13 protein-coding genes and 1 pseudogene are annotated in these 11,516 nt (G+C 33.4%); 10 read left to right on the top strand and 4 right to left on the bottom strand.

Annotated features, from left to right (window positions below):
• Positions 1-184 precede the first annotated feature (184 nt).
• The 4 genes from HU235_RS15265 to HU235_RS15250 all read left to right on the top strand — a co-directional run bounded on the left by HU235_RS15265 (position 185) and on the right by HU235_RS15250 (position 3,171).
• Positions 185-586 (top strand): Rrf2 family transcriptional regulator, encoded by a 402-nt coding sequence (locus tag HU235_RS15265; protein ID WP_095300751.1) that lies wholly within the window; start codon positions 185-187, stop codon positions 584-586.
• A gap of 83 nt (positions 587-669) precedes the next feature.
• Complete coding sequence (locus HU235_RS15260) at positions 670-1,575, top strand: NAD(P)/FAD-dependent oxidoreductase (protein WP_174880751.1); 906 nt, start codon at positions 670-672, stop codon at positions 1,573-1,575.
• 184 nt (positions 1,576-1,759) lie between these two features.
• Positions 1,760-2,779 (top strand): DUF3231 family protein, encoded by a 1,020-nt coding sequence (locus HU235_RS15255; protein WP_174880750.1) that lies wholly within the window; start codon positions 1,760-1,762, stop codon positions 2,777-2,779.
• A 206-nt stretch (positions 2,780-2,985) separates the two neighbouring features.
• Positions 2,986-3,171 (top strand): hypothetical protein, encoded by a 186-nt coding sequence (locus HU235_RS15250; protein WP_174880749.1) that lies wholly within the window; start codon positions 2,986-2,988, stop codon positions 3,169-3,171.
• A 166-nt stretch (positions 3,172-3,337) separates the two neighbouring features.
• Here HU235_RS15250 and HU235_RS15245 read toward each other — a convergent pair whose 3' ends face one another.
• Positions 3,338-3,781: a hypothetical protein gene (locus tag HU235_RS15245; protein WP_095300754.1), complete on the bottom strand. Its 444-nt coding sequence runs from the start codon at positions 3,779-3,781 to the stop codon at positions 3,338-3,340.
• A gap of 451 nt (positions 3,782-4,232) precedes the next feature.
• On the opposite strand from HU235_RS15245, the gene HU235_RS15240 reads away from it, so the two are divergent.
• Entirely contained in the window at positions 4,233-5,105 is an 873-nt protein-coding gene (locus HU235_RS15240; protein ID WP_095300755.1) for a YitT family protein, read from the top strand.
• Positions 5,106-5,266: 161 nt separating this feature from the next.
• Here HU235_RS15240 and HU235_RS15235 read toward each other — a convergent pair.
• Positions 5,267-5,396, bottom strand: a pseudogene (locus HU235_RS15235) (zinc-binding dehydrogenase); the annotation flags it as partial.
• A 367-nt stretch (positions 5,397-5,763) separates the two neighbouring features.
• On the opposite strand from HU235_RS15235, the gene HU235_RS15230 reads away from it, so the two are divergent.
• The 5 genes from HU235_RS15230 (at position 5,764) to HU235_RS15210 (ending at position 8,353) form a co-directional block, all read left to right on the top strand.
• Positions 5,764-6,342, top strand: coding sequence for an HAD-IA family hydrolase (locus HU235_RS15230; protein ID WP_095300757.1), 579 nt, complete (start codon positions 5,764-5,766; stop codon positions 6,340-6,342).
• A gap of 118 nt (positions 6,343-6,460) precedes the next feature.
• Positions 6,461-6,883, top strand: a complete 423-nt coding sequence (locus tag HU235_RS15225; protein ID WP_174880748.1) for a VOC family protein — start codon at positions 6,461-6,463, stop codon at positions 6,881-6,883.
• Between the two features lie 19 nt (positions 6,884-6,902).
• Positions 6,903-7,400 (top strand): GNAT family N-acetyltransferase, encoded by a 498-nt coding sequence (locus HU235_RS15220; protein ID WP_174880747.1) that lies wholly within the window; start codon positions 6,903-6,905, stop codon positions 7,398-7,400.
• 98 nt (positions 7,401-7,498) lie between these two features.
• The gene (locus tag HU235_RS15215; RefSeq protein WP_145582660.1) at positions 7,499-7,954 is read left to right on the top strand and encodes a GNAT family N-acetyltransferase; all 456 of its coding nucleotides are present in this window, start codon (positions 7,499-7,501) and stop codon (positions 7,952-7,954) included.
• A gap of 39 nt (positions 7,955-7,993) precedes the next feature.
• Positions 7,994-8,353 carry a YunG family protein gene (locus tag HU235_RS15210; protein WP_174880746.1) on the top strand — a complete coding sequence of 120 codons (360 nt, stop codon included), beginning with the start codon at positions 7,994-7,996 and terminating at the stop codon, positions 8,351-8,353.
• 87 nt (positions 8,354-8,440) lie between these two features.
• Here the strand turns inward: HU235_RS15210 and HU235_RS15205 are convergent, their stop codons facing one another.
• Complete coding sequence (locus HU235_RS15205; protein WP_174880745.1) at positions 8,441-9,895, bottom strand: serine hydrolase domain-containing protein; 1,455 nt, start codon at positions 9,893-9,895, stop codon at positions 8,441-8,443.
• Between the two features lie 544 nt (positions 9,896-10,439).
• Positions 10,440-11,054, bottom strand: coding sequence for a hypothetical protein (locus HU235_RS15200; RefSeq protein WP_174880744.1), 615 nt, complete (start codon positions 11,052-11,054; stop codon positions 10,440-10,442).
• Between the last annotated feature and the right edge of the window lie 462 nt (positions 11,055-11,516).

The following is an 11,516-nucleotide window of genomic DNA, read 5'->3' as shown; positions in this document are numbered from 1 at the left end:
TATTAATACTAAATCTTATCAAAATGTCTTGCTTCAAAAAGGAGCAAGGCATTTTTGTTTAAAAGATGCCTCATTTACCTGGTAAAGGGTCCTTGTTATTGAAAAAAACGAATCACTTGAATATCCATCAAGTAAAGGATATTATAGATAGAAGATATCTATAATAGAGAGGTTACGATTTAGGATGAAGTTTTCAAAAGCAACGAACTATGCGCTGCATACTATGCTCCATTTAGCGATTGAACCCCCAGAGAAGCATGTAGGTGTACACCAGCTCGCTGACCATCAACAGGTATCAACAACATATTTGTCTAAAATTTTGACAAAGCTTGTAAAGGCAGGGATGGTTGAGTCTGTTTCCGGTGCGAATGGTGGCTATAAGCTTAAACCAAATTGGGAGAGTATTTCTTTGTTGGACATTATTCAGGCAATTGAAGGTCCTACATCTTTATTTGACTATTGCATTGATCATAATCCAGATTGCTTAATTCAAAAGGCGATTATTTCTGCGGAAGAAAAGATGTTAGATGAGCTAAGAAGTCAAAAAATCGTTGATCTAGCAAAGCAAATGAACGTGGCTAAATAGGCCACCTTCTTTATCGTTTTATTATAGATATTAAAGAGTTGTAAAGTCTTCGATTAACTACTAAAAGAAAAGGATGGTAAAGTATGAATACGTTTGATTGTGTCATTATTGGAGCAGGACCAGCTGGCTTGAGTGCAAGTTTAACATTAGGTAGAGCTAGAAGAAATATTGCACTGTTTGATGATGGAACAAACCGAAATCGTGTCACTCAAGAGTCACATGGATATTTAACAAGAGATGGAATTAAACCGCAACAATTTAAGGAAATTGGCCTAAACGAAGTAAAAAAATATCCATCTGTTTCATATTTTTCAACTACAGTAACAAAGATTAATCATGATCAAAAAACAGCATTATTTATCATCAAAACAAAGGGTAACCAATTATTTACAGCTGAAAAAATTATACTTGCAACAGGTATTCAAGAGACATTTCCTATTCCTTCTATAAGGGAATACTATGGGAAAAGCTTATTTAATTGTCCTTATTGTGATGGTTGGGAGATGAGGGATAAGCCGTTAATTATTATTGCTGAAAAAGAAGCTTTTGCCATGCATATGGTTAAGTTACTTTATGGCTGGTCCAGAGATTTAGTTGTTGCAACGAATGGAACGAAACTATCTGATGAAGCTCTCGAACAATTGAACAAGCGAAAAATTTCGATTAAAACTGAGCCAATAAAAAACTTAATTGGTGATAACGGCTATCTCGAACAAGTCGAATTTGAATCAGGTGAAATCATTCAACGCTCAGGGGGATTTGTTGTCCCAACATTCCATCGGCCAAACCAATTTGCTGAACAACTTGGTTGTAAAGTTTTAGAAGATGGAGTTGTTGTAACAGACAGTGCAGGTCGTACGACGATTAAGAACATTTATATCGTCGGTGAAACCGAAAAAGCGAGCTCTTCTTCGCTTATTGTTGCAGCTGCAGATGGCCAAAAAGTGGCGACATCTGTCAATATGGACTTAGCGATTGAGCGTTTTTAAGTTTTATCATAGCAAAACGATATAAATGGATATTAGAATACTTGCGATGCTTCGATAAATGAAGGATCGCTTTTTCAATCGGGTAAAAATATGTTACATACATTTTCAGGAAATAGACAGAATATAGGTAGAAAAAGTAAAAAAATTTTTTGAGAATATGTAAAGTGATGGAGGATTATGACAATTGGATAAACCGTTGAACGAAACACCTCACCAAGTGAGATTAACTGCGTCAGAAATTGCAAATATATGGTCTCAATTTCAAAATGATACGATGGCAATTTGTATATATAATTATTTGATAAATACTACCGAGGATGCAGCAATTCGTGAGATTTTAGAATTTGCTTTATCACTTGCTAAAAAGCATATTGGAACAATAAAAGAGTATTTTATCGCAGAAAAGTTTCCGATTCCTCATGGTTTTACAGAGGATGATGTGGATATAAATGCTCCTAAGCTATATTCAGATGAGTTTTGTTTAACTTATACGTATATCATGTGTGTTTATGGGTTAGCGGGTTATGCTGCTGCTTTATCAACGAATATTCGCCGTGATATTAGGGATTACTTTGTGGAGTGTCAGGATGAGACAATGGAGCTTTTTAATCGGTCTCTCGATTTAATGTTATCGAAAGGAATCGTTTCTAGACCACCCTATATTAACCCGCCAGAGAATTATGAATTTGTTCAATCGAAACATTACATGAAAGGAATCCTTGGGGGGGAAAGACCTTTAAATAGTATTGAAATAAGTAATGTACACTGGGATTTAAAAAAATTACAGGTGGAAAAAGCACTTTGTATTAGCTTTGCTCAAGTTGCCAAAAATGAAGAGGTGAAAAAGTTTTTCTGGCGTGGAGTCGAGTTAGAGGGAAAACAAATTGAAATTTTAGGCTCTGTTTTGTCATTAAGTCATCTTCCATCACCAAAATCAGAGGAGTCAGAAATAACAAGTTCAACGATTGCACCTTTTTCGGATCGCTTAATGATGTTTCATAAAATGATTATTTCTTCTGCCACTATGGGGCTATTTGGCTCAGCGGTAGCGACTTCTCAACGTTTGGATTTGGGTATGCACTACTCAAGATTTTCGATGGAGCTTGCAGATTACATGGTGGATGGATTTAAAATTATGATTAAACATAAATGGGCTGAGCAAGTACCTTTATCAGATGATCGGAAACATTTAGCGGGGCAGTAATGCATTACTGTAACTGGCAAATAAGACGTTGAATCGCGAGTAAGATCCACGTTCATCATATGTCTCTCTTTATCAACGCTATTCTTAATCAAAAGAATGTCTTTTTTGGTTTAATTATTTAATAAGAAAAGTTGATATGAAAACTAAGTGACTTAACTAATAGCAGGGAGAAATGATATAAAAAATCCAGTAGAAGTGTAAGCGAGATGAAAAGAAAAAGGTTAACAATTGTTGTTTTATTTGTTGCTCTTATATTGTCTGCTTGTGAAGGAGAAAAGAAGGAGGAATTTGTCCACGATTATCGTATTCGTAAGACAAATAGTAAGTCAGCTACTATCACATCAAAGCAGCCCATTGTAACAAACAATGATGGAAGTGGGGCAAGTTTATAAGCTACACAATGATGAATTCTCTCTATAGATACTCCTATTTTGAAAAACCTTTATTATTGCATGTCTATTTCGTTTTATGCTCCATTCATCTTGCGCGAATTTCTTTACTAATAAACATAACAATTTTTCCTTATGAGTCGTACATACTTAACTTTAATGATGTGTATTAAACATTTTTATTCACTAATCCATCATCCTCACGTTTGACTATACCTTCGATTGAGCCGAATAAGTAAAAGAATAAATACATTAGTAGGTAGTAAACAAATTCAGAGTTTGGTGAATTGAATTCAACTATATCGATAAAGGGATCACTATAGTGCATAATGAGAAAAAAAGGAATAAATTGTATCGCTTCAGATAATAGCTGTCCTACTTTGCTATTCTTTCTTTTATACTTTAAAATTGCTTCCACTAGTATACTGACTGGAATAAGTAGTAAAAACCCTATTAAAATTTTCAAACACATAAATATAGGACCATATGAATTGTTAAAACTAACTTCTATAAATAATCCTATAATCGATTGAAAACCTAGCATTACACCAAATATCATCAAGAAAATACCACACATTACTAATAACATTAATATCAATTCTTTTTTCTTCATAAACTTAAAAATCACCTCGTATCGATATAGATGTATTATTTATAAAATTATACGATTTTCTTTCCAAAGGGTTTCAATTATTAACGATAAAAAAACTTTCATCCTTTTTGATTTTTTAGTAGCATAAATAAAATCCTATTAGTGATTCATATTAATAAAGTGGAGAATTGCTTGAAACCTTTATAAGGAAAACTCGTAAAAAGTGATATGGAATTTTATGTTTTTAAAAATTCAATTTTCTAATATAAGAAAATTTAGTAAATACCAAGCCTTGAGGGAAGAGACAATCGATTAAATTATGGTAAACTAGAGTTATTGCATTATCAGTTAAAGCGAACTTTTTAATGAAAAATATTATAATTTTCCTAAAAAGGAGAGGAGAAGTAGCGAAATACTTAAAAATAATTAAAATTTACATAGATAGAAATTTTGTTGAAATGAGGAAATGAATATGATTGAAAACAGAAGGCGTAAATCAAAAAAATCACTAATGGTTATGCGAGCTATAATAGTGATTATTGGAGGATTCATCACAGCATATGGGCTAGAAGCTGTGTTAATTCCAAATAATGTATCAGACGGTGGGGTAACTGGTTTGAGCATCGTTAGTTCACAATTAATTGGGATCCCATTAGGTGTTTTAATTGGAGTGCTAAATCTCCCATTTGTCTTTTTAGGTTATAAACAAATAGGGAAAAGCTTTGCAATCTTTTCTGTGATCGGTATTGCTTCTTTAGCGATAGGTACTAGCATGATGCACCATGTGCCTACTATCATTCAAGGTGATACTTTGTTAGTTACCGTTGTTGGAGGTATTATTATCGGGTTCGGAATGGGTCTTGCCTTAAGAAATGGTGGAGCATTGGATGGGATTGATATGCTAGCAGTTTTATTATCAAGAAAATTACCGTTTGGAACAAGTGACCTTATCCTATTCTTGAATTTATTTGTCTTTATTATTGTCTCTACTGTATTTGGTCTCCAAGGAGCAATCCTTTCAGCAATAGCATACTTTATCGCTTCTAAAGTTATCCACATCGTAGAAGAAGGTTTAAGCGGTTCTAAAACCTTTAAAATTATTACAACCCAACCAGAAGAAATGGTCGAAACTATTCGTGATCGTTTAGGCCGTAGTGCAACATATAAGCTAGCTCAAGGTGGATATTCACACGAACAATTCAAAGAAATCACCTGTGTTATTAACCGTCTAGAAGAGAGTAAAATGAAGGAAATTATACGTGAAATTGATGAAACTGCCTTTGTAACTGTATATGATGTAGCAGAGGTTAAAGGTGGTAACTTCAGAAAACGTGATATTCATTAAAGGCATATAGGGAATCTAATAAAAATTGACTTTGCTTCATAATGGAGCAAAGTTTTTTAATGAACAAAATAATTTGATTTTACTATCATTTGAAATCTAGAAACTAAAAAACGCACAATGTTTTTAAGCATTGAGCGAGATGATAAAAGAAAAATAATAATCTACATAACAGCATACATAGTTATGATAACTTTACCTTGTGCGTGACCCTTCAAAATATTTGAAGGCTTCGGGTACCTCACTTAATTTATAGCTTCTATCAATAATAGGCCTTACTTTACCAGCATCAAGTTGCTTTCATTAAACACGCCTCCTAATTTAGTCTTTTTCACCAATAAAGACTCACATAGAATATTGGATATATCTAGTGTATCTGATCGTAATACGAACGAGTTGAAGGATAGTTTCATTTGAATTTTAATTTTCAAAAGACTTTATTGGGAATTAAAATAGACTATAAAATTTCATATAGAAACCACCTTGGTTGGATATTGGTAAATGAGGATTATTGTATAAACATATGCTAAGCTTAAAACAGAAGGGAGCTTCAATAAAGCTTTTAATCAAAATGTGTGGACGTAAGGAACTGCATTTATGAATAATGGCACATGAAATTTCCTAAGTTTGTTTATCGAAAAATTATAAAAGGGTGTTTATATTGAATATTTTATGGGATTTTGACGGAACATTATTTGATACGTATCCAGGTTATTCTAAGGTTTTTTCTAAAGTGTTAGGAGGTAAAGTTTCAGAAGAGGAAATCTATAAACGATTAAAAATCTCTCTCTCTCATGCTACTGAATATTACAATCTTACTGACAGTCAAGTAAGAGAAATGGAAACATTAAAGAACGATTTAAATCCAGGTGATTTTAAGCCATTTGACAAGGTGGAAGAAATTTTAAAATATGCAGATAAGAATGTCATAATGACACATAAGGATAGAGATGGCGTTTTAGCTATTTTGAAGCACCATGGATGGGACAAGTATTTTATTGATATGGTTGCAATTGATGACGGTTTTCCGCGAAAACCTAACTCTCAAGCATATAGCCATTTGCACAATAAATACCATATTGATTTAGTTATCGGTGATAGGGAAATCGATATTTTACCAGGTAAGGAATTAGGGATTACAACTTGTATTTTTGGAACGAAAAGTGACATTGCTGACTATTGTTTATCTGATTATGCACAATTTTTTGAGATAATTGATAGAAATGATTTTAATAAATAGTTTATAGTAGTCTCTAACTCTACTAGGCTTATACAAATCAAAAAGAAGGCTACTGTTTTGCAGTATTTTCAAATCTAATGATAAAATGTTCAAAAGGGATTTATTGGGAGGGAACGAATTGAAACCAAGAATATCTGTCATCACTTTAGGAGTGGATGATATGGAGAGGTCGTTAACGTTTTATCAAAAAGGACTTGGATTACCAACAGAAGGGATTGTTGGCAAGGAATTTGAACACGGTGCTGTCGCTTTTTTTGATTTACAGCCAGGATTAAAACTTGCGATATGGAGTCGTACTGATCTTGCTCATGACACTAAATTAAATATGACAGCGCCAAGTCCAACTGAATTTACGCTCGGGCATAATGTTGCAAGTAAAGAAGAGGTTGATTTGGTTATGGACCAAGCGAAGAAGGCCGGTGCAATTATTACCGTCGAGCCACATGATACGTTTTGGGGTGGGTATTCAGGATATTTCCAAGATCCTGACGGTCATTTATGGGAAGTAGTTTGGAACCCAGATTGGGAGTTTATCGAATAGTTTTGTGGGAGTGAGAGAGATGGGTACGATTTCTTTAAGATTTGTAGAGAAAGATGATGCTCCATTTGTTCAAAAGTATGCCTCTAGCTATGATGTTGCAAAAACATGCTTACTACCACACCCATATCCGAAAAACGGAGGAGAGCGTTGGGTTCATTTTGCTTTGGAAAATATAAACAATGAAAAGGCATTTTCCTTTGCTATCCTATATGAAGGAAGCTTTGCTGGAGTTATTTCATTAACAAATGTAGATAAAGATTTAGGGATGAGCAATTTAGGATATTGGATAGGAACTCCTTATTGGAACAATGGGATTTGTACACATGCGGTTTCAAAGGCTGTTGAGTTTGCATTTAAAGAATTAGGATTAAGCCAAATTAATGCCGAGTGTTTAGAAAAGAATCAAGCCTCGATAAAGGTTCTTCTTAATAATGGATTTATGAAGGTAAAAGAATTTATTTTAGAGGAGGGTAAATTTATTGGGGAGAAATGTGTTTTATATCGTCTGTCTCAATAGGCTTATAGGGGGAATATTCTAAATAGTATTAATATAAATTATTAGCTTCAGAGGTTAGTGGATTAAAAAATTGAGCAATAGATGTAGGAGGAGCTCGTATGGAAATAAAAATAGATGATTTAACCGGACCTGAGGTTGCCCAATTAATAATGGAGCATCTTCAAGGGATGAAATTGAATTCTCCCCCAGAAAGCATACATGCGTTAAACCTTGAGCAATTGCGTCAACCAAATATAACTTTTTGGAGTGCTTGGAATGGAAAAGATTTACTTGGTTGTGGAGCACTAAAGGAGCTTGATGCTAAGCATGGTGAGATTAAATCTATGCGAACATCTTCGGCACATTTAAGGACAGGTGTTGCCAAAAGGTTACTTCAGCATATCATTGATGTAGCTAAGGAGAGGGGCTATGCTAGGCTTAGCTTGGAAACAGGGTCAATGGATGCCTTCGCACCTGCAAGAAAACTCTATACAAGCTTTGGGTTCGACTATTGTGAGCCGTTTTCAGATTATATTGAGGACCCAAATAGTGTCTTTATGACAAAGGAATTGTAGAGTTTACTAGGAAACATAGAGTAAAAAGGAGTTTTACATATGCTGCAACAAGATATTGTCACGATAGAACAAATCATGAACGCATTATTACACTCTTGGTCTATAGAATCTAGCTCAAAATGGACAATTGATAATCCTGCAAAGGGCCAATGTGGAGTAACAGCTTTAGTCGTTCATGATTTATTGCAAGGTGAAATTAGAAAAACGGAGACAGCTGGAGGATGGCATTTTTACAATATAATTGACGGAAAACGATATGATTTAACGGCCTCACAATTTTCAGAGGAAATTGTTTATAAAGATATTCCTTCAAATCGGGAAGAGGCATTCGCGGATACAAATGAACGGCAATATAACTATTTAAAACAAAGTGTGCTATATGTTTTAAATCAAAGGTAATTGGAAGGATGAGAAGGAACTAATAAGCGCTTGCTCCTACAGGCAAGCGCATAGTTGTACTTTTAAAAATTGTTATGATAAGAAGCTCTATTTTGCACGCAATAGTCTACCAATTTTTAATATCCCGATAAATAAAAGGAGAAATGGGATAATGAATAAAGCATGTCCAATCCCTGGGACAAATAATTTAAAAGTTGGCCATGGCACTACTTTCGGAACATAGTACAAAATCATTCCTGGTATGAAAAAATTCACTGCTATTATAGCTATTCTATTTCCTATAGGGGATTTACTTCGAATATCGTTTCTCGGTTTAAAAGTTCTGTACAATGAAAAGCTAATTAAACTAAAGGTAAGGATTAAAAGCGAATTGATTATAATATAGATTTTATACGGATTTTGATTAGATGTTTGTAGTTCATCATGATGAATGATATTGATTATCCCAGTCATGATATTATCATAGGAATCAATATTGAGATAATCGAGTGAATTGATAAGTAAACTAATTCCATATTCCCCATCTAGTACTACTTTTGTATACGTATTTTCTGTAGAACCATCATGAGAGATAACGTTTTGATTAATGGTCCATCCCATCGCATAATACGAGTCCTCCCACATGAGTGTGGCAGGTCTGAACAATTCCTGCATTTTATCCTTTGACAATACCCTTTCTTTCTTGAATTGACCGTTATTTAAAAGAGCAATCATGTAATTTGCCATATCTTCTGCGCTTGAAATAAGATAACCAGATGGAATATTTCCTTCATGATTTAGTTGCTCAGTTGGAAATTTTAACCCAAAGATCGTTTGATAGCCTGTTGCTATCGTTTTATTTTTATCATCACTTTTATCGGCGTAACTATTTTTCATATTAAGTGGTTTAAATATATTGTTAGTTATATATTTTTTATATGGTGTATTTGTTACTTCCTCAATGACTAGTCCTAAAATGTCGTAGTTAAGATTTGAATATTCATACGTTTCACCGACTTCATGTTCTAATTCAATATTTTTTAAACCTTTTATATGCTCTTTCAATGTTTTATTTCCATTAAGTATAGATAACTGACCGTCATAAGTTGAAAGGCCACTCGTTTGATTTAATAAATGCTTAATAGTAATTTCTTTTGAAGACTCCTCATCTGCTAAACGAAACCATGGTAAATATGATTGCGCTCGTTCCTCTAATCGAATGATTCCTCTATCTACTAATTGAAGAATGGCAAGTGCCGTAAAGGATTTACTAACTGAGCCTATTACAATAGGTGTTTGTGGTGTCATAGGATTGTTATTTGCTCCTGATATTCCATAACCTTTTAAGTATTGAATTTGATCATCATTCACAATGGCTAACGACACACCAGGGATGTTTAGCCTTTTCATTTCTTTCCTTATGAATTCATCAAGTTTAGTCATGTCTAAATTGCTAGGATTTTCTGCATGTATCGTTTTTTGGTACATAGGTGAAATCCAAAGTAAAATAAAGATTAGGATTATTTTCCCTATCGTATGACCACTTCCTTTTTTTATCTCCATAAATAACCTCCAAACACAATTTTAAAAACCTAATGAATACGCTTTAGCATTTTACAGTTGAACTAATCATGCTTTTTTATGTTATATAAATTTAAAATGAACAACCATCGATTTTCCTAACAATTGGATGGGGTTATATGACAATTTTGTCACTTGTATTTGGAGAAGAACTTAGGAGAATTTAATTGATATACATTCAGTTAGTTCTCGGCTATTGGCGAAATGATTCATAAGATGAAAATGCTCGTTCCCAGATTTTGATTCTGCTTTTTATATTAAACGTGAGCTTGCCGAATAGACAGTAAGTACTATTCACTTTATAGCATTCCACTGGATTTTCCAGTAGTGTCTTATTCTTTTATTCATACTCTGCAAAACTTGCTTTCCTTTAAATGATTGGCACTTTTTGCAAGTTTAGTTCATCGGAGTTTTTTTCTGGACACAATAAAATTCCCTATAAGAATTAGTGGGCAATTTCTTGTAGCGTTTTACACTAATCCTTATAGGGAATAAAATATCGTCTCTTATGTTACATACAAACATTTTAATCTTTCGAATTGCTTCTAAATTGATCAAAATCAGTTTTAATATAATGAAATAGCTTTTCGTTGCCACCATGGTCTGGGTGAGCTTTTTTTAATAATTCTTTATATGCAGTGATGACGTCCTTATCAATTGCTAATTTTGTAAGACCTAATTTTTGACGTATATCGCTTGAAGAGAAGGAATCTGGTGCATCTTTATTCGTTTCCCCTTTAAAGAACTTTTCCTTTAATGCAATCAACTCATCCTGCAGTTCAATATTTTCTTTTAATAGATTAATCGTTTCCTTTTTTAAATGATTTCTTTCGATTTGCAATAAACCTATTTCATTATAAAGCTTATCTCTTTGTTGGATGAGTACTTTTGACTGAGCAGCATGCAAATCTTCTAACCCTTTTATTTCCGCGTCCTTTGCTTTTATTCTTAGTTTTAATTGTTGAATGATTTGATCCTTATCAAGCTTCGTTTGCGTCTTCATAAAACGAATTAATGCCTTATCATCTACGGTGAATCCGGTTGCTTTTATTTTGCCCTCACGGAGCCATTGCTTAAAAGTTTCAATATTATCTGTTATCCCCGCTTCCTTTAATAGGGAAAATGCTTGATCCGTATTCAATTGATTTCTCCTTTCCTCGGGTAGTAGCTATATAAGTTGAGTGTATAACCACATAAGCCCCTATTATATATATAAGTGCGTGAAGCTGTTTTTTTGCGCTTTCCTTTTGAATTAATAAGTGAAAATGATAAATCAGGTGAAAATCTCCCTATTTTAAACGTAAAAAATATTTGTGGAAATTGAGACAAACTTCGGTGCTTGAAACTATATTTAGAACTTAAGTTCTTTTATTACCTCATATAAAAATAGAGCGCCTCTTTCCTCTTTATATGTAATGTTTTTTTACATTCAGCTGTCTTTTATGGAAATTGTGATATGTAAATATCATGTTTTATTTTGTGAATTCCAAGAGTATCCCTCTATTTAGCTTTCGAATTACTTCCTCTTTGGATATTTAGTACAAGAAATTGTATAAAATTTCACAAATCCTCTAATGAAACATAAATATCAATCAGTTAAAAT

It is taken from the genome of Metabacillus niabensis (assembly GCF_902829255.1).
GTDB classification, from domain to species: Bacteria; Bacillota; Bacilli; order Bacillales; family Bacillaceae; genus Metabacillus; species Metabacillus niabensis.
Note: the sequence above shows the minus strand (reverse complement) of the source record. Positions and strands in the feature narration are given on the sequence as shown.